Genomic DNA, 21,868 nt, shown 5'->3' with positions numbered 1-21,868 from the left:
TCATCAGCTAGATCGGCTTTGTGTTTGCGGGAGATCCTAGTTTTGAGCGTTGTCGTCAGGCGATGCCTGCGGCGGGCTACGCCTACGCACAGTCCCAATTAACAACTGAGCCATTAGACTATCCTTAGACTACAGAATTTCATCATCAGCCAAAATCAGGTCGTTGAAAGCAGCAGACTTTTTCCAGCCGATGACATCTATCAAAAGTAATAGAATATTTTAGTAATAGTGGGACTTAGACAAAAAACACCCAGAAAAAAGCCTCAAATCTATATACAGAAAGACTTTTACCGTCGCTTCTCGAAATTCAAAATTCAAAAATAATTAAATAATTTTTAATTCCGACATTTTTGAATTGCATGAATTTTGGATTTTAGTTTGGATTGGAGCAACGGTCTTGCGCGAAGATTTATGAATGGAGGTATAAAAAGCGCAGCATCATTATTTCAAGCCCCCGGATAAATCCTTTGGGGATTGATAATTTTGAACTTTGAATGCGTGAATTTTGAATTCCCCCGAAGGGGGTTGACATCGTTTTGCTTAGTTTATTGATATATCTGGGTTTGAGCCATTTTTGAGCATTTGGTGTATTTCCCTTACCCTGAATGGGTTTGAGGCTTGTTTATCCCTCAAAAATGTTTAAGTCCCGATAGTCTAAAACGACACATATTTCCAATATTGATAATTATTCGCTATTAATTACAGGATTGCCAAATACCACAATCCCTAGTAATGTAAGAAAGTATAAATGAAAATTACTAGCAATATAGAAGCTTGCATGGCTGACTTACTAACTTCGCCCTGTCTTACCTAAAGCAACATTCAGGTCTATTCAAGAGTTTTCCCAATTGAGTTAAAAAATTCTGTAAAAGCAGCACTTTGAGCGACAAAGAGTTGTGACTGTTCGATGTTTGCTGTATTTAAGTAGATTTTTAAACTAAGATACCCACAAAAACTGACTTAAACCCTTGTTCAGTCAGGAGTGAGTATGAGGTTAATTTTGCCACTATTGTTTGCGTGCATCTGAATTACCTGAGGCATAATAATGACTCCAATTATCAATAAAATTCCAGAAATTCTCCCTCAGTGTGCGACTATCGTTGATATTCTGCGCGATCGCAGCTGCAAGATACCGCATAAACAAGCTTTTACTTTCCTTGAAGATGGAGAGACTCAGGAATTAACACTGACTTACCATGAATTTGAAAACTTCTGCACAATAAATTCTATTGCCAATTTAATTGAACGTAAAACTGCTATTCTCATGCAGTAGTACAACAGAATTTTCCATTCATCTTGAGGAGTATGTTAAACGATACTCAAGCATTTTTTTACTAACTTCAGTACCATTAAAAGTCAAGATATGGAGTTTATAGCGCATTTTTTACAAGTTAAGCGTTCGCAGTCGTAAAACATGAGTGAAGGATGATCCTTAATTTTGCAGATAAATAAAATGCTTTTATCACTCGATAAAAGCAAATTCGTAATGGAGGAAAATAAAAGTGACTAATTTGCAAGAAGATCAAGAATATAAGGAATCTCTCCAAAATGATAAAATATTGCCTAATTCGGATAATATAAAGATAAAAATATTTTTTCTGCTACTCAAATCATTAGCTTTTTTGTTTCCTAAAGGTAATGTTCAGAGATTTGAAAAGTCTCTAAAATTTTATTTGGGGCTGATAAATATTGATGATTGTAATCCACAACAAAAACCAACATTGTTTTTATATCTTGGTCTTCCCTCTAAACCTTGGTATGAACCTGATGATTACGACGTTTTCAAAATAGTGGCAAATACCCTTGAAGAAAGTGCAAAAGAGATAAAAAGTGAGTTGTTAATAAATATCCCTAATAAAAATGATTTCTTAATTCCAGTCATTGATCCAAGTAGTGATCGTTCAACTTATGAGCAATTTACTGACATTGAACTACCTGCATCTCATAAAAAAGATGACTGGTTACTATTTAGATTGTGGTTAAATGGTAAATTTACTCAAGAAGCCAGATATTTATTTCCAAAAACTGTAAATATTTTGTCTAAGTTGAAATCTTTTATAGATCCTTTTGAAGATGTTTACTTTCTTGTTTTAAAACCAGGAGTTGTCTTACCTCCACACCATGATACTTCAAATGCTTATATTACCTGTCAGTTGGGATTAATAATTCCAGAAAATTGTGGAATTAGGGTCGGAAGTGAAACGCGGAGTTGGACTGAAGGGAAAACTTTATTTTTTGACCAGAGCTTTGAGCATGAAGCCTGGAATAAAAGCCAGAAAGAACGAGTAGTTCTGTTAGTGCATTTACGTCACCCACAATTGTCAAAATTGGAAAATTTTTTATATGAGTTTTTTTATAAGGCATTATAACTTTGACTTCCTAATTTCGCTCTGTCTTCCCTAGAGCAATTGAGGTCTGTTCTTTGAGTTTTCCCAATTGAATTAAATAATTCTGTAAAAACACTATCTTGAGTAAGAAAGAGGTATGTCAGTTTAAGGTTAGCTGTATTTAAGTGGATTTTTAAATTAAGATACCCACAACAACTGACTCAAACCCTTGTTCAGCCAAGAGTGAGTGTGAGATTAATTTTGCCACTATTGTTTGTGTGCATCTGATTACCTGAAGATAATAATGACTCAATTTATCAATAACTTCCAAAAAATTCCGCCTCAGTATGCGACTATTGTTGATATTCTGCGCGATCGCAGCTGCAACATGCCGCACACACGAGCCTTTACTTTCCTTGAAGATGGAGAGACTCAGGAATTAACACTGACTTACCATGAATTGGATCGCCGCAGTCGGGCTGTAGCAGCTCAACTCCAAGCTCTTGGTTTGAGTGGAGAACGTGCCATATTACTGTATCCTCCTGGACTGGATTACTTAAGCGCATTTTTTGGTTGTCTATATGCTGGGGTAGTGGCGGTTCCAGCTTATCCGCCTCGCAATCAACGTAAAACGCCTAGAATACAAGCTATTAGCACAGATGCACAGGCAAGTGTTGCTCTCACCACAACAGCAATGCTCCCCACATTACAATCAATACTCACACTCCTAACAAAACAGGGAAATTTTCACTGGCTGACAACTGACAACATTGCACAGGGTATAGAAGATTCTTGGCAACAACCTGCAATCAATGGGGATACCCTAGCCTTTCTGCAATACACATCAGGTTCTACAGGGACACCAAAAGGAGTCATGCTCAATCATGGCAATCTGCTGCACAACGCCGCCGTAACCTACCAAATGATGGAACATTCGCCTAGCAGTAAGTTTGTATCCTGGCTACCTGTTTACCATGATATGGGATTGATTGGTGGGATTTTGCAACCTTTGTATGGTGCTTTTCCTTGCATCTTAATGTCTCCAGCATCTTTTTTACAACGACCTTACCGCTGGTTACAGGCGATTTCCCGCTATAAAGGCACCACGAGTGGTGGCCCTAACTTTGCTTATGAACAGTGTGTTCAAAGGATTACTCAAGAACAAAAAGAAACTCTCGACTTAAGTAGTTGGAGTGTTGCGTTTAACGGTGCTGAACCAGTCAGACAAGATACTCTTGAACTATTTGCAACCACTTTTGCAGAGTGTGGCTTTCGTCCAGAAGCATTCTACCCCTGTTATGGCATGGCGGAAGCAACTTTGATAGTTTCTGGTGGGATCAAAACAGCTTTAGCCCAAGTCAAAACTGTAGAGAAATCTGCACTTTCACAGAACCAGATAGTTGAAGCAACCGCCCAGAGTCAAGATATTCAAAGCTTTGTCAGTTGTGGTGAAACTATTCCTCAACAGCAAATTGTCATTGTTAATCCTGAAACATTAACTCGCTGTTCATCAGATGAAGTTGGCGAAATCTGGGTATCTGGACTGAGTGTAGGTCAGGGTTATTGGAATCGAACAGAAGAAACAGAGCAAACATTCCACGCTTATCTGAAAGATACAGGAGTTAGCGAAGCGGGACGAAGTCCGGGGCCGTTTTTACGGACTGGTGACTTAGGCTTTTTGCACAATGGAGAACTTTTCATTACAGGTAGAGCAAAAGATTTAATTATTATTCGCGGTCGCAATCTTTACCCGCAGGATATAGAATTAACCGCAGAACGCAGTCATCCATCATTGCGTTCCGGTGCTAATGCAGCATTTACAGTAGAGGTTAACAATGAAGAAAGGCTCTTCGTTGTACAAGAATTGGAGTTTCGCGCCAAGCCAAATTTAGCAGAAGTAGCTAGTGCAATTCGGCAAGCTATTACTGAAGAACATGAGGTACAAGTTTATGCAGTGATTTTAATTAAACCAGGTAGTATACCCAAAACTTCCAGTGGTAAGATTCAACGTCGTGCAACTCGCACTCAGTTTCAAAATGGCGAACTGAATATAGTTGTCAGTGACATTCTCAAGATTAGTGATATTGCTAGAAAGGAAACTCAATTACAGCGTTCTGAACTTTTGGCGCTTTCCCCAAGGGAGTGTCAACCGATTCTAGAATCTTATTTAATTGAACTCTTGGCGGGAGTACTTTCCATCTCATCAGATGATATCAATACTGAAGAACCATTAAGCTCTCTGGGACTAGACTCTTTAAAAGTATTTGAGTTGAAAAATCGGATTGAGGTTGATTTAAAAATAGAAGTATCTGTAGCAGACTTCTTTGAAGGAATGAGTACGCCATCGCTAGCGACAAAGATCCTTGCTCAATTGACAACAGACGCAATACCCTTAATATCCCTTACTCAACAAGAGGAAAACACATCTATTTATCCTCTATCCTTTGCCCAGCAGGGATTATGGTTTATCAATCAGCTAACTCCCGATACTGCTACATATAATATTCCTATAGTTATTAACTTCAAAGGTTGCATTAACTTAACAGCCTTACAAGATAGTCTGAACGAAATTATTAGACGACACGAAGTATTACGGACAAGCTTTACAGTGGTTGATGGACAACCAACCCAAGTTATAAATCAAGCACCACCTTTAACTTTGGCGATTGAAGATTTGCGTTCACTATCAGAAAGCGAGAGTCCTTCCCTTGAGGACGCTGCACGAACGGGCACGCTTCTCTACGAGAGGCTCCGCCAATGCGATCGCACTCAAGAAGCACAACGTTTGGCTATAGAATTCGCACAGGAACCATTTGACTTATCTTGTCAATCACTTTTACGTGCTAAAGTTTTAAAATTAAATGATAAAAATTATCAATTATTCATCACTCTGCATCATATAATTGCAGATGGTTGGTCTATCGGTATTCTAATTAAAGAACTAGCTGCACTATATGAAGCATTCTCTAAGGGGAAACTGTCGCCGCTTCCTGAATTACCTATTCAGTATAGAGATTTTGTCAATTGGCAACGAAAATGGTTTGATGGCGAGAGCGCTACGCGCACGCTACGCGATCGCATTCAACCAAAACTTACCTATTGGAAACAAAAGTTGCAGGGTGAGCTACCTGTACTAAATTTACCAACAGACCGGCCGCGATCGCCAGTTCAAACCTTCGCAGGCGCTCAAGCGAAATTAGTTCTTTCTCAAACTCTGACAAAAGAGCTAAAGAATTTGAGCCGTCATTCGGGAGTAACTCTGTTTATGACCTTGCTGACAGCCTTCAAAACCTTGCTGTATCGCTACACAGGTCAGACTGATATTTTAGTTGGTTCGCCAATCGCCAATCGGAACAGAGCAGAAGTTGAATTATTAATAGGACTTTTTGTCAATGTTTTAGTTCTGCGTACAGACCTTTCTGGTGACCTCAGTTTTCAGGAGTTACTAGCACGAGTGAAGTCTACAGCTTTAGAGGCTTATGTTTATCAAGACTTACCTTTTGAAAAGTTAGTAGAGGAGCTACAGCCAAATAGAGACTTGAGTTACAATCCACTATTTCAAGTGATGTTCGTTCTCCAAAATGTTCCAAAACCCAATCTAAGCCTATCGGATGTATCAGTTACTTATGAGGAAGGTTACAACGGCACATCAAAATTTGATTTGACATTGTTTATGGAGGATTCTGAGCAAGGGTTGGTTGCAACTTGCGAGTACAACACGGATTTATTTAATGCAGATACTGTTGCTCGGATGCTGGGACACTTCAAGACTTTGCTAGAAAGCATAGTTAGCGATCCCCAACAACGCATTTCAGACTTGCAATTACTGACACCATCTGAACTAGAGCAATTATTAGTTGAGTGGAATGATACCAAGACAGACTACCCACAAGAAAAGTGCATTCATCAATTGTTTGAGGCACAGGTAGAGAAAACACCAGATGCTGTTGCAGTCGTCTTTGAAAATCAACAATTAACCTATCGGGAATTAAACAACCGGGCAAATCAACTGGCGCACTATTTGCAAAAGTTAGGAGTAAAACCAGAGGAGCTTGTTGCTATTTGTGTGGAACGCTCCCTAGAAATGGTGGTCGGACTTTTGGGCATCCTCAAAGCAGGTGGGGCATATATACCGTTAGATCCAGCATATCCCCAGGAGCGCTTAGTCTTCATGTTGTCAGACTCACAGGTGAAAGTGATTTTGACTCAGAAGGAATTGATAGCAGGTCTTCCTAAGCATCAAGCACATATAGTTTGCTTAGACACAGATAAGAGCTTAACTCTAGCTGCAAGTGAGAATAACCCTGTCAGTGGGGTTAAACCCGATAACTTGGCTTATGTAATTTACACCTCCGGATCTACAGGACAGCCTAAAGGGGTGATGATATCTCACCACGCAATTTGCAATCATATGTTCTGGATGCAAACGGAGTTTCCTCTGACTGAAAAAGATAAAGTTTTCCAAAAAACTCCATTTAGCTTTGATGCTTCGATTTGGGAATTTTACGCACCGTTGTTAGTAGGGGCACAGTTAATCATAGCCGAACCAGAGGGTCATCAGGACAGTGCATATCTTGTTAAGCTAATAACTAACTTGAAGATCACTACTGTTCAAGTTGTCCCCTCCTTACTGCGAATATTCTTAGAAGAAGTGAAAAGTCAGAGATGTAACTCCCTCAAACGAGTCTTTTGTGGAGGCGAAGTTTTACCAATTGATATCCAAGAGCGCTTCTTTGCGAATTTAAATGCAGATTTGTATAATTTATACGGCCCTACCGAAGCTTGTATTGATGCAACATTTTGGGCTTGTAAACGCCAGAGCGATTTACCAATTGTCCCTATCGGTCGCCCAATTAACAATATGCAGGTCTACCTACTAGACTCCAAGGGGAAGCCTGTTCCTATTGGTGTGCCAGCAGAACTGCATATAGGTGGAGACGGACTAGCCCGAGGCTATTTTAACCGTCCCGATCTCACTGCTCTTAAATTTGTCCCCAACCTGTTTAGCAATAATCCGGGAGATCGCCTCTACAAGACTGGTGACTTAGCCAGTTATACACCTAATGGAGAGATTAAGTACCTTGGTCGTATTGATAATCAGGTAAAGGTTCGCGGCTTTCGCATTGAACTAGGAGAAATTGAAGCGTTATTGAGTCAACACTCAGCAGTACAGGCAAGTGTGGTTGTAGTTCGAGAGGATGAACCAGGAAATAAGTCTCTGGTAGCTTATGTAGTCTTTCAAGCAGAACAGTCACTTACGATTACTGAGTTGCGCCGCTTCTTAGAGGAAAAGCTACCTAAATATATGGTGCCTTCTTTCTTTGTATTGCTAGAAAAACTGCCACTATTACCCAACGGTAAAGTAGATAGGCGATCGCTACCAATTCCGGAAACTCTTCGCCCAGCGTTGGAAGTCGCTTATGTAGCCCCACAAACTGAGATGGAACAAACCATTGCTGCTGTTTGGCAAGAAGTACTCCACCTAGAAAAAGTAGGCGTTAATGACAATTTCTTTGACATTGGCGGTCATTCTTTACTGATAGTTCAGGTGAATAACAAACTACAAGAAATTTTGAACAGGAATTTATCAATTGTAGAAATGTTCCAAAACCCGACTATAAATTCATTAGCACGATATTTAAGTCAAAATACTGAGGAGCTTTCTACTTTTGGAGCAATTCGTCAAAGGGTACAACAGCAAATAGAGGCAAGCAATCGACGTAAAGAGTTATTAATTAAACAACAAAGAAAAATGACTCATTGAAAGTAAAATTTTATAGTTTAGAGGAACCCTATAATGCTTACAATTGAACAATTCGGAAGTAGTACGGGAAAAATAGTTTCTAGCAAAACTTCTCAAAGTATTCTTAGTTTGTCAAGCGATGAAGTTTTAGAACAGTTCAAATTGTTTGGTCTCCTCTTTTTTCGGGGTTTTGGGGTGACTTATGAGGAAATGAGAGAATTTTCGGAAAAATTTAGTTCTAAATTTGTTCGTGATCCCGCTAGACAGATAGTTGGTTCATTCGATGATTTTATCCAGATGGTAGATAATGGAATGGATGAAGTTCTTCCTCATTGTGAGAACGCCGTTAGTCCCTTTCGACCTGATATAGTTTGGTTTTGTTGTGGTGTACCCGCAGCACAGGATGGTGAAACATTATTTTGGGATGGTATAAAAGTTTGGGAAAAATTAAGTGAACCAGTAAAAGAACTATTTCTTTCAAAAAAAGTCAAGTTCAGGTTCATTTTTCCTGTTGATAATTGGAAGCTTTTTTTTGGGCGGGAAACTACTATTGCTGACGTGAAGCAAATATTCGATAAGATTAAAGAGGTAAATTACCACTTCCAAGAAGATGATTCTATCTATTTTGAATATACTTGTTCAGCTGTAGTTAAAACAAAGTTTGATAATCAATATGCATTTGCTAATAGTATAATAATATGGCATAAAGAACAAGATGATTTTGAAAAAGAAGCTTTTGATATACAAGAAACTGACCTTGTAGTTGTTTTTGAAGATGGTTCCTTAATTCCTAATGCAGTTATTAATGAAATTAAGGAAGTGATGGATAAACTCACTGGTGTAATTTCTTGGCAAACAGGGGATATTGTTATGATTGATAATTCCAGATTTTTGCATGGTCGCAGAGCATTTCAAGATAATCGACGACAGATTTTTTCTCATCTCAGTTATCTAAAATCTTAATTTGACAGGTTTTATAGGCGGCAACTAGGAACTTGCAAGAAAATAAGATACTAGTCAAGCTGGGACAATCCTAATATCCCATTTAGGTAGTGTTTCAGAAGGTTGCCAGAGATGCGTACTGACTATCTTCTTTTGATGGCATGATTATTGTTTACAATTTAATTTTACTTTTGAATAGAAATGTTCAAGGCTCTATCAAATTAGGAGGTACTAAAAAATGCTAGTTTTAGGATTTTCTGGAGGACCAGAACTAATTCACGAGAATCTATATGGAATTCCACCAATATCGGGTCATGACTCAGCATGCGTTTTGCTTGAAGATGGAAAAGTGATTTTAGCAATTGAGGAAGAGAGACTCAATCGAATAAAGCATACAAGCAAGTTTCCAACTCAAGCATTCTACTTATGCTTGAAGAACCATGATATAAAACTACAAGAAGTAGATTTAATCGCATTTTATAGCAATCAACAGATTGAACACTTTACTAAGGAGATTTTTCTGACCAATGTCCAAGAACCAAAGCTTTTTGAGCCAAAAACTTTTGTGCAGCACCTTCTTTACAAAGAATTCAATTATAAAATAGACCTAGATAAGCTCTGTTTTGTTAATCATCATCATGCACATGCAATGAGTGCATTTGCATTTTCTGGCTATGAAAGCACGCTTGTTAGCACGTTTGACGCAGTAGGAGACTATTCTTCTGGTATGATTTTCAATGGTAATGGAACAACTCTTGAACAAATCATTGACTTGCCAGAATCGAAATCTATTGGTTTTTTCTATCAAGACATAATAGCTTTTTTAGGTTATAGCGTATTTGATGAATACAAAGTAATGGGACTAGCTCCTTATGGAAAGCCGGAAAGATATAGAAATTTATTTAAAACATTTTATACATTACTTTCTAATGGAGATTATGTGATTCACCAAGATAAGATAATTTCACTTTTTGATTTAGGACTACCGCGTCGAAAAGGAGAATCCTTCACGCAAATCCATAAGGATATCGCCGCATCACTCCAGGAGGCTCTGGAGAATATAGTTTTTCATGTCATTCAATACTATCAACAGGAAACTAAACAGAAAAACTTATGTATGGCCGGGGGAGTAGCTCATAACTGCACTCTCAACGGAAAAATTTTGCGCTCTGGAATGTTTGAAAATGTATTTGTTCAGCCAGCGGCTCATGATGCTGGCTGCGCCTTAGGTGCTGCTTTATATGCATACTATCAAGCTAAGCCAATGGCTGAGAAGCCTTCCAAACTGGAGCATATTTACTGGGGAACAGATATTGGAAGCGCACCCTCAGTGTTAAGCCAATTGAGGCAATGGGAAGATTTCATTACTATCGAAGAATTGATGGATGTTTCTGGAAAAACGGCAGAGTTGTTAGCAAGCGGTTATGTTGTGGGATGGGTACAAGGTCGCTCCGAGTTTGGACCTAGAGCTTTGGGTAACAGAAGTATTCTTGCAGATCCTCGACCGAATGAAAACAAAGCCCGTATTAACAAAATGATTAAGAAGCGGGAAGGCTACAGACCATTCGCCCCTTCTGTTTTAGAAGAGGATGTTGATGAGTTCTTTGAAGTTCCGCTTAATCAAAAACAGTTTCCGTTCATGATATTTGTGGTCAATGTTAAAGAAGAGAAACGCAATCTTCTAGGTGCGGTAACCCATGTTGATGGTACAGCAAGGATACAAACTGTATCGCGGAAAACAAACGAAAGATATTGGGACTTAATTCACTCATTTAAAAAGTTAACGGGTATTCCGGTTTTACTTAACACATCATTTAATAACAATGTTGAACCAATTGTAAATTCTGTTGAAGATGCAGTGGTTTGTTTTTTAACTACGGGATTGGACTATCTCGTTATCGGAGAGTATTTGATTAAAAAGAAGGAGATATCTTGGCGGAATTATCTGTCTGTTAGACTTTCACTCCCCCCACATATTTCGTTGCATCAGGTTAAGAAATCTAGTTCAGACGGTAAGTTCAGCAATTTCTTTTATATCGGAAATAGTTATAATACAAAGTTTCAGGTAGGGGTGTCAGCCGAAGTCTTTCGTGTTTTGACGTTGGCGAACAGCGAGAGAAGTGTGGGGAGCCTCCTCCTGGAAAATGGCGAGACTGAAGAAGGAAAAGCGCAAGGAATCGTTGAGGAGCTTATGGAATTATGGTCGCAGCGTTTGATTTTGCTACGACCGTAAGTGAGTTCCATGTTTGCTTGGGTTAGTGATTGAATAAGATGCTTTTGACCTGACATCCATGCACACACAATTGATCAAGCAAGAGAAAAAACAAATCATGGGTAGCTCAGAAACATATAAATCAATGGAAGCCATTGCCATCATTGGCATAGCAGGGCGTTTTCCCGGTGTCAAAAATATAGAGGAATTTTGGTATAATTTACAATCCGGTGTAGAATCAATCTCTATCTTCACAAATGAAGAGGCAATCTTAGAGGGAATAGACCCTGTTATATTAAGCGATCGCAATTATGTAAAAGCCAGTGCCATATTAGAAAATATCGATTTATTTGACGCTTCATTTTTTAGTTTTAATCCAAAAGAAGCAGAAATCACTGACCCACAACACCGGATTTTTTTAGAGTGTGCTTGGGAAGCATTGGAAAATGCTGGCTATGATTCTAATAGATGTGACAGTCGAATTGGAGTTTACGCTGGTGCTAGCCTCAATAACTATTATTCATTAGATTTGAACCGCGATCGCCTGGGTTCAGCCCAATGCTATCAAACAGTAATTGGTAACGATAAAGACTTCCTCACAACTCGTGTTTCTTATAAATTAAATCTTACTGGCCCAAGTATTACAGTCCAAACAGCTTGCTCAACCTCATTAGTTGCAACCACACTCGCTTGTCAAAGTTTGTTGAATTATCAATGCGATATGGCTTTGGCTGGTGGGGTTTCTATCCACGTACCCCAAAAAACGGGTTATTTGTACGAACCAGGAGGAACACTATCTCCTGATGGTCACTGTCGTGCGTTTGATGCTAAAGCAGAGGGAACAACTATCGGTAATGGTGTAGGAATTGTTGTCCTGAAGCGATTGAGCGATGCTCTAGCAGATGGTGACTGCATCCATGCTGTAATTAGAGGTTCAGCTATTAATAATGATGGTTCTGGTAAAGTTGGCTACACAGCGCCTAGCGTCAATGGTCAAGCAGAGGTGATTGCCGAAGCGATGATGTTGGCGGGAGTTGAACCTGAGACAATAAACTATATTGAAGCTCATGGTACTGGTACAGCTTTAGGCGATCCCATTGAAATTGCTGCACTTTCTCAGGTCTTTCGTAGCACTACCACGAAAAAAGGCTTTTGTGCGATCGGTTCAGTTAAAACAAACATCGGTCATCTAGATGCAGCAGCTGGGATTGCCGGACTAATCAAAACGGTTTTAGTCTTGGAACATCAGCAGATACCACCCAGCTTAAATTTTGAGCAACCCAATCCCCAAATTGATTTTGCGAACAGCCCTTTTTATGTGAATACAACCCTTACAGAATGGAAAACGGGAAGTACCCCTCGGCGTGCTGGTGTGAGTTCTTTGGGTATTGGTGGGACTAATGCTCATGTGATTTTAGAAGAAGCACCAGTGCTGGAACCGTCTAGTTCTTCTCGTCCCTGGCAATTGTTAGTACTTTCTGCCAAAACTGACTCAGCTTTAGAAACTGCAACAGAAAATCTGGCTAATCACCTCCAGTTACATCCCGATGTGAACTTAGCGGATGTTGCCTATACCCTGCAAGTAGGGCGGGCTGAATTTAATTATCGTCGCCTGCTGGTGTGCCCAGATATCGAAGATGCAGCCAGCGCCTTAAGAGATCCACAAAGAGTTTTGACTCGCTTAGTGGAAAATGGCGATCGCCCCATCGTCTTCATGTTCTCTGGACAGGGCGCTCAGTATGTGGACATGGGTAAAGAACTTTACCAGATTGAGCCGATTTTTCAAGAACAGGTCGATTTGTGCTGTCAATTGCTGCAACCACATTTAGGATTGGATTTGCGTTTGCTGATTTATCCCAACGAGTTGGAGTCAAAAGCCGCAGCCGAAAAACTGCAACAAACTGACATCACTCAACCTGCATTGTTTGTCATAGAATACGCTTTGGCTCAATTGTGGATGTCGTGGGGGATTTCTCCCCAGGCGATGATTGGGCATAGCATTGGGGAATATGTCGCCGCCTGTTTAGCTGGTGTAATGTCTGTTGAGGATGCTTTAAGGCTGGTAGCTGCTCGTGGGCGACTGATGCAACAACTTCCACCTGGTGCTATGCTCTCCATACCCCTGCCAGAAGTGGAAGTTAGAGATTTACTGAATGAAGAATTATCTTTAGCTGCTAGTAATGCACCAGCCTTGTGTGTGGTATCGGGAACTGATAATGCTATAAATGCGTTGCAAAACAAGCTCCAAGGGATAGAGTGTCGGCGTTTGCATACCTCCCACGCTTTTCATTCTCCGATGATGGAAATCATCTTGGAGCAATTTGAGAAGGAAGTCAGTAAAGTTAGACTACATCCCCCGAAAATTCCCTTTATTTCTAATGTTACGGGCACTTGGATTACGGCAGAGCAAGCCACAGATCCAAATTATTGGGCGAGACATTTACGCTCCTGTGTTCGATTTTCGGAAGGAATATCTGCATTACTGCAAGAGCCAAATCGCATTTTACTGGAAGTTGGGCCTGGACATACTTTATCTACCTTCGCCAAAAAGCATTCAGAACAGATAGCATTATCTTCATTACGACATCCCCAGGAAAAACACTCAGATGTAGCGTTCTTAATGAACACATTAGGCAAGCTCTGGCTATCTGGAGTAAATGTGGATTGGTCGGGATTTTATGCTCATGAGCGCCGTCATCGTCTTCCCTTACCAACATACCCCTTCGAGCGCCAGCGTTACTGGATTGAAAACTATAAACAGCGACAGCAGAATGGCGCTAAACCTGTGTCACTTGGTAAAAAGCCAGATATTGCTGACTGGTTCTATTTACCTTTATGGAAGCAATCCATACCTCCAGCATCACTGGAACAGAAAGAATTAGCAGTTCAAAAATCTTGTATTTTAGTGTTGACTAATGAGTTGAACTTAAGTTCTCAGTTGGTTCAACAACTGCAAATACACAATCAAGACGTAATTAGTGTGGAGATTGGGTCTAAGTTCAGCAAGCTGAACGATAATAAATACATTCTCAATCCTCAACAATGTAGTGACTATAATACTTTGTTTCGAGAATTGTCTGCACGAGAAAAACTTCCAACAAAGATTATTCATTTATGGAACATTACATCACCAAATCACATAGCGTCAGAATTAGAACAGCTTGAACTTGTTCAAGAAAAAGGATTTTACAGTCTGCTGTTTATAGCACAAGCATTAAGTAAATTAAATGTTTTAAATGAATTTCAAATCACGGTTGTTTCTAATAATATGCAGCCAGTGACTGGAGAAGATATCCTCTATCCAGAAAAGGCAACTTTACTCGGCCCAGTCAAGGTCATTCCACAAGAATATTCAAATATTCGCTGTCGGAGTATTGATATTGTTCTTCCCTTGGAAGGAAGTTTGCAAGAGGAGAAACTGACAAATTATCTATTGAAGGAACTTACAACCCCTACCTTTGACTCAGTGATTGCTTACCGTGGTAGTAATCGTTGGGTGCAAACTTTTGAGCCTATTAAATTAAATGAAACTAAAATAGAGACATCAAGATTAAAAGAAAAAGGAGTCTATCTAATAACTGGTGGACTTGGAGGAATTGGACTTGTTTTAGCGGAGCATCTAGCGAAGACAGTACAAGCTAAACTGCTCTTGATAGGACGTTCAACAATTCCTCCGAAACACGAGTGGCAACAATGGCTCAATACTCATGATGAGCAAAATAACATTAGTAGAAAGATTCAGAAAATACAAGAACTTGAAGCGCTAGGTGCTGAAGTATTGGTAGTCAGTGCTAATGTAGCCAGCATCGAGCAAATGGAAGAAGCGATCGCACAATGTGAATCGCTTTTTGGGAAACTAAATGGTGTCATCCACGCTGCTGGAATTACTGAAGAAAAGTCGTTTTCATTTATTGAGCAAACAGGTCAGATTGATTGTAAGCAGCAATTTCAGCCCAAAGTGTACGGACTGTTTGTTTTAGAAAAAGTCTTAAAAAATCAAGATGTTGATTTTTGTATATTGTTGTCTTCTTTATCCTCAGTTTTAGGAGGATTAGGATTTATTACTTACTCTGCTGTTAATATTTTTATGGATGCTTTTGTTCATCGACACAACCAAAATAATGCAATAGCGTGGACAAGTGTAAACTGGGATGCTTGGCAAACTGTAAAAGAAAACAAACAAAGTGAATCATATTTTGCTACTGGTTTAGCAGATTTGGCAATCAAACTGAATGAGGGTACAGAAACTTTTCAAAGAATTTTGAATTGGAGTCAAAGTAATCAGATTGTTGTATCCACTGGAGAACTACAAACTAGAATTAATCAATGGATTAATTTTGAATCGTTTAAGACAAAAAAAGTTAGCCAAAAAGCCAATTCATTATTACTCCATCCCAGACCTAATTTACAAAATCCTTATGTTGCTCCTAAAAATGAAATCGAGCAAAGAATTGCTGTCATTTGGCAAGAACTCATTGGGACAGAACAAGTAGGTATTTACGACAACTTCTTTGAGTTGGGGGGTGATTCACTCCTAATGGTGCAGGTACGGAGCAGATTGCAAGCAGCTTTTAATTGTAACGTTTCCACATCGGAATTATTTGAATATCCCACCATCAGTGCTTTGGCAGGATATCTTAGCCAAACACAAAATGAACAACCAGTCTTTGAGCAAGCACAAGAGCGTGCCAAGAGGCAAGAAGCGGCGATCGCTGAAGAAATGCAGCTGATGAAGCAAAGAAGGAAAGTATTATGAATAATGGGTTGAAAGGCATAGCTATCATTGGTACGGCAGGTCGGTTTCCTGGAGCCAAAAACGTAGCTCAGTTTTGGCAGAATTTGTGTGATGGTGTGGAGTCTATTTCCCTCTTCAGTGATGAAGATTTAATGGCGCAAGGCGTAGATGCAGCTTCTTTGCAAGACCCTAATTATGTGAAAGCAGGGTTTGTGCTAAAAGACATCGAGATGTTTGACGCTTCATTCTTTGGCTACTCTCCTAGAGAAGCCGAAATTATTGATCCTCAACAGCGAATTTTTTTAGAGTGTGCATGGGAAGCTTTAGAAAATGCTGGTTATGACCCCAAAGCAGACAACAACCTAACAGGTGTATATGCTGGTGCTAATCTAAGTACTTATTTGCTCAACAATCTTGCTTCACATCCTGAACTCCTGAAATCGCTAAGAATGCAAATTGGTCTTGGCAACGATAAGGATACTTTATCTACACGAATTTCCTATAAGTTGAATCTCAAGGGGCCAAGCCTCAGCGTTGGTACAACTTGTTCTACTTCCCTAGTAGCTGTTCATCTGGCGTGCCGAGGACTGCTAAGTTATCAGTGCGATATGGCGCTGGCTGGTGGTATCGCTATCCAAACTCCCCAAATAGAAGGTTATTTCTATCAAACTGGAGGAATCGCTTCTGCTGATGGTCACACTCGCAGCTTTGATGCTAGAGCTACTGGCGGCCCTTTTGGCAGAGGCGTGGGTATTGTAGTCTTGAAGAGACTAGAGGATGCTGTAGCGGATGGCGACTATATTTATGGGGTAATTAAAGGTTCAGCTATTAATAACGATGGTGCAGTGAAAGTCAGCTACACAGCACCAAGTGCCGTAGGTCAAGCAGAAGTGATTGCCCAAGCTCAAGCGATCGCCTCCTTTGAGCCTGATACCATTACCTACATTGAAACTCATGGCACTGGTACAGCCTTGGGCGACCCAATCGAAATTCGAGCGCTAGAAAAGGTGTTTCGTGCCGGGACCAGTAAGAAGGGTTTTTGTGCGATCGGTTCGGTTAAACCCAATGTCAGCCATTTGAATACAGCTGCTGGCGTGACGGGCTTAATTAAAACAGCTTTGGCTTTAAAGCATCAACTAATACCACCCAGCTTGTATTTTGAAGAACCTAATCCTGAGATAGACTTTGCCAACAGTCCTTTTTACGTTAATACCCAACTGTCTACATGGCAAACAAACGGAACACCACGCCGCGCTGGGGTAAGTTCTTTTGGTCTTGGGGGTACTAATGCTCATGTTGTTTTAGAAGAAGCACCTGAAGTGGAGCAGGGGAGCAGAGGGGCAGGGGAGCAGGGGAGAAACTATCAATTGCTGGTAGTTTCTGCCAAAACTGACTCTGCTTTAGAGACGGCGACTACAAATTTGGTTAATCACCTGCAACAGCACCCAGAACTTAACCTTGCGGATGTAGCTTATACATTGCAAGTCGGTCGGCATGGTTTGAGCCATCGGCGGACAGTTGTTTGTCAAGATACTCAAGATGCGATCGCAGCCCTCCAAAATCCCAAACGAGTCCTCACTAGCACTCAGGACATGAATGAGCGCCCAGTAGCCTTTATGTTTACTGGTTTGGGAACTCATTATGTAAATATGGGTTCTGAATTATACCAATTTGAACCAACTTTCCGCGAACACCTGGATCGCTGTTGCTCTTTATTTGAACCTCTATTGGGTCTTAATCTCAAAGAAGTTATTTATCCTACTTCCTCCGTTAAGCAAGAAGCAACAAAAGAAAAATCGGGTATCGATTTACGCCAAATGCTTGGTCGCGATCCCCAATCACCAGATCCCGCCGCCCAACAATTAAATCAAACCTATCTCACTCAGCCAGCGCTGTTTGCCATTGAGTATGCTTTAGCTCAATTATGGATATCCTGGGGCATTCGTCCAGTAGCAATGATTGGTTACAGCATCGGTGAATATACCGCAGCAACTCTAGCAGGAGTATTGTCTCTAGAAGATGCGATTACTCTTGTTGCCAAAAGAGCGCAAATGATTCAAGAGTTGCCAGAGGGAGCAATGCTAGCAGTTCCCTTAACAGAGCAAGAAGTGCAACCTTTGTTGAGTGAAAAACTTTCATTATCAGCAGTCAATGGCTCATTCCAGTGCGTGCTTGCGGGAACCACACAGGCTGTAGAGGAATTGGCAGGTGAGTTGAGCGCTAAGGGGTTAGCCTGTCGGCAATTGCAGACTTCCCACGCCTTTCATTCTTTCATGATGGGGGCGATCGCTGACTCTTTCACCGAACTAGTGCAAACTATCAGTCTCAAACCACCACAAATTCCTTATCTGTCAAACGTAACCGGAACTTGGATCACATCAGAGCAAGCCACAAATCCAAGTTACTGGACACAGCATATGTGCCAACCCGTGCGCTTTGCCGATGGAGTAAATCAGTTGTGGGCAGAACGTAGTCCCATTTTCTTAGAAGTGGGCCCGGGACAGACCTTAAGCAGTTTAGCAATCCAATGTTTAGATAATGTTTCTGATGATAACAAGATAATATTATCCTCGCTGCGCTATGCTTATGAGCGACAATCTGATGTTGCTTTTATCCTCAATACATTAGGACAATTATGGCTTGAGGGAATCAAGATAGATTGGTCGGGATTTCATAGCCATGAGCGCCGACATCGCCTTCCCTTGCCAACATATCCCTTTGAGCGACAAAGATATTGGATTGAACCACAAAAATTATTACCTGCACAAAGTAATTTCCAGCCCAAGTTAACAGCATCAGAGCTTTGGAAATCTTTGGTAGAAGCTGGTCAACTCCAGGCTAGTGCAGGGGCTTCGGAATTTGACGAGCAAACTTCTCAACAGAAAAGGGAGTGTTTAGATAGTTTATGTCTTGCTTATATTAATCTTGCGTTAGCACATTTAGAAGCTTTTAGCAATCACAATAAAAAGTATTGTTTAGAGGAATTATTTGACCAATGTCAGATTATTCCTTCCTATAAAGAATTGTTCAATCGATGGCTGGAAATATTGGTAGAGCAAGGTCAGTTACATGAAGAGCAAGGGCTGTTTACGAACTTTCTACCAATATCAACAAACTTTGTTAATGAGCTTTTGGTAGAAGTCAGAGCCAAATGGGCGGATACACCGCAACAAATAGATTTGCTGCAACTGTATGGCGAAAATATTGTAGCTCTGCTTACTGGTAAAAAAGAACCATTAGAGTTCCATGTTTCTACCTTATTAAAATCAGGAGAATTTTCAGTCCAACAATTGCCTGAAAATAAGTACTACAACTCAATCATGCGGGTATGCTTAGAACAGGTGTTAAAAGCACTACCACCTGAAGTTAATCTGAGAATTCTGGAACTTGGCGCTGGAACTGGTACTGGCACGGCAGAACTATTACCTATACTGCCATCAGAAAACACTAATTATACTTTCACTGATGTGGGAGGTTTTTTTCTGAATGCAGCTAAGAAGAAATTTAGCAATTATCCATTTATTGAATATCGGTTGTTAGACCTTGAGCGATCGCTACAAGAACAAGGATACTCAAGCCACAGCTTTGATGTAATTGTAGCTTTCCAAGTGTTGCACGTCGCTCGAAATATTGGAGAAACTCTTGATCGCATTCGCTCTTTACTCGCTCCTGGAGGTTTACTTCTATTTTGGGAAACAACTCAACCCAGGTTAGAATTTGAGTTCATTGACGCTCTGCTCATGAATCCGATAGAAGACGCAGAAAGCGATCGCAATATGTGCAATCCCTTTTTATCCAAAGAGCAGTGGCAAGCAGAACTCAAATCTCATGGTTTTGTGCAGGTGACAGCTTTCTCAGAATTCACACCTTTTACAGACCACATAATTGTCGCTCAAGCTACTACGCCAGCAACACACGAAGTACCAGCAGCATTTACAGCCTTGCTTAATGAACAAAAACCAGACAAGACGCAAGAAGTATCATTAGGTAAAAAGCCTAAAATTGCTGACTGGTTCTACATCCCTTCCTGGAAACGTTCACTACCACCACAGTCAAACGGTCAGGTGAAACAAGCAGAATGCTGGTTGGTATTTGTCGATGAGTATGGGTTAGGCGCTCAAATCGTGAAGCGACTCGAACTTGAAGGTCATGAGGTGATTACCGTCAGAATTGGGGAGCAATTTAGCAGTAGAAGTGAATTTTCAGACGAGCAGCTTGGCAGGCGTACATATATAATAGACCCTCGACAACGGGATGATTACAAAACCCTGCTTAAAGAACTTCACACCCAAGACTTCATACCAAACAGAATTATTCATCTGTGGAGTGTCACACAGTCAGAGCTTGTAGACTTTAACATAGCCCAAGAACAAGGATTTTATAATTTGCTGTTTTTGGCACAGGCGCTAGGAAAACAAAATTTTACTAATGAGTTACAGCTTGCAGTTATCTCCAACAATATGCAAGCTGTAACTGGAGTTGAAAATCTCTGCCCAGAAAAAGCAACACTACTTGGACTTGTTAAAGTCATCCCACAAGAATATTCAAATATTAAATGTCGTAGCATTGATGTTACTATTCCCTCACCAGGAAATTGGCAAGAAGAGAAATTTGTCAATCAACTGCTGACGGAACTCAAAGCCAATTCCTCTGACTCAGTTATTGCTTACCGTGGTTTGGAACGTTGGGTGCAAACCTTTGAGTCTGTCCAATTAGATGCAAACGTACCCGATACACCCAGGTTAAGAGAAAAAGGAGTCTACTTAATTACTGGTGGACTAGAAGAAATAGGACTTGTAGTAGCTGAACATCTAGCAAAGACAGTACAGGCAAAACTGCTGCTTTTAGAGGTTGAGGATTTTCCCAACCGACAGGATTGGTTAGAGTGGCTGACAACTCACGATGAGCAAGATAACATCAGCCGCAAGATTCTCAAAGTACAAGAACTGGAAAATCTAGGCGCAAAAGTCTTAATCAAGAGCGCTGATGTAGTAAATTTAGCACAAATGCAAAGTGCGATCGCTCAAACCCAAGAACAGTTTGGTCAACTCAACGGGGTATTTCACACAGCTAAGATACCTGTAGAGAATTTATTCACTCCTATTGCAGAGATAGACCCAACGGAGTGCAAACAACAACTTCAACAAAAGAGACAAGGACTCTTAGTATTAGAAGAGATTTTGCAGTCCCAAAAACTTGACTTTTGTCTATTGATGTCTTCATTAACCTCTGTTTTAGGAGGATTAGGCTCTGTTAGCTACTCAGCAACAAGTCTTTTTATGGACATTTTTGCTTACCAGCATAATCAGAAAAATTCTGTTCCTTGGATGAGCATTAACTGGGACGCATGGCAATTTAGAACAGACAATCAACCAATATTTGCTAGTACAAGCTTGGCAGAATTCGGCATCCAACCGCAAGAAGGTATCAATGCCCTTGAACGTATTCTTTTGTGGAGTCAATATCATCAAATAGTTGTCTCAACTGGTAATTTACAATCTAGAATTGACCAATGGATTAAGCTAGAATCTTTACAAGATAAAAGTACTGCTCAACAAGTCAGTTTATCTTCTCGTCACTCAAGACCAAATTTAAAAAATGCTTATGTTGCTCCTAGTAACGATGTAGAGCGCAAACTGGCTGATATTTTTCAAGAGTTACTAGGTATTGAGCCAATCGGTATTTATGACAACTTCTTTGCATTAGGTGGTGACTCTCTCACAGGAACTGTACTTATTTCCCAGGTTCGCAAAATTTTCCAGGTAGAACTACCTGTTCGTTCTCTGTTTGAAGCACCCACTGTAGCTGATTTAGCTTTGGTCATTGAAGAAATTCTCATAGAAGAAATAGAACAATTATCTGCCGATTGGGAAAGAGATAAAACTTTTGATGTGCAATTGTCAAATTAG

At 40.3% G+C, this 21,868-nt stretch carries 7 protein-coding genes; all 7 read left to right on the top strand.

Annotation, left to right across the window (positions count from 1 at the left end; all coding sequences use genetic code 11):
* Positions 1-1,045 precede the first annotated feature (1,045 nt).
* The 7 genes from LC653_RS20000 (at position 1,046) to LC653_RS19970 (ending at position 21,868) form a co-directional block, all read left to right on the top strand.
* Positions 1,046-1,273 (top strand): hypothetical protein, encoded by a 228-nt coding sequence (locus LC653_RS20000; protein WP_229496461.1) that lies wholly within the window; start codon positions 1,046-1,048, stop codon positions 1,271-1,273.
* A gap of 229 nt (positions 1,274-1,502) precedes the next feature.
* A complete protein-coding gene (locus tag LC653_RS19995; protein WP_229496459.1) occupies positions 1,503-2,369 on the top strand; it encodes an aspartyl/asparaginyl beta-hydroxylase domain-containing protein in 867 nt (288 codons plus the stop codon).
* 262 nt (positions 2,370-2,631) lie between these two features.
* On the top strand, positions 2,632-8,091 hold the full coding sequence (locus LC653_RS19990; RefSeq protein WP_229496457.1) for a non-ribosomal peptide synthetase: 5,460 nt from the start codon (positions 2,632-2,634) through the stop codon (positions 8,089-8,091).
* A 33-nt stretch (positions 8,092-8,124) separates the two neighbouring features.
* The gene (locus LC653_RS19985; RefSeq protein WP_229496455.1) at positions 8,125-9,033 is read left to right on the top strand and encodes a TauD/TfdA family dioxygenase; all 909 of its coding nucleotides are present in this window, start codon (positions 8,125-8,127) and stop codon (positions 9,031-9,033) included.
* A 217-nt stretch (positions 9,034-9,250) separates the two neighbouring features.
* Positions 9,251-11,245: a carbamoyltransferase family protein gene (locus tag LC653_RS19980; protein ID WP_229496454.1), complete on the top strand. Its 1,995-nt coding sequence runs from the start codon at positions 9,251-9,253 to the stop codon at positions 11,243-11,245.
* Positions 11,246-11,342: 97 nt separating this feature from the next.
* Entirely contained in the window at positions 11,343-15,980 is a 4,638-nt protein-coding gene (locus tag LC653_RS19975) for a type I polyketide synthase (RefSeq protein ID WP_229496487.1), read from the top strand.
* A complete protein-coding gene (locus tag LC653_RS19970) occupies positions 15,977-21,868 on the top strand; it encodes a type I polyketide synthase (protein ID WP_229496453.1) in 5,892 nt (1,963 codons plus the stop codon). The genes LC653_RS19975 and LC653_RS19970 overlap by 4 nt, the downstream gene beginning before the upstream one ends.

The sequence above is a fragment of the Nostoc mirabile CHAB5784 genome (assembly GCF_020829645.1).
GTDB classification, from domain to species: domain Bacteria; phylum Cyanobacteriota; class Cyanobacteriia; order Cyanobacteriales; family Nostocaceae; genus Nostoc; species Nostoc mirabile.
This window is presented reverse-complemented; position numbering and strand designations above follow the sequence as displayed.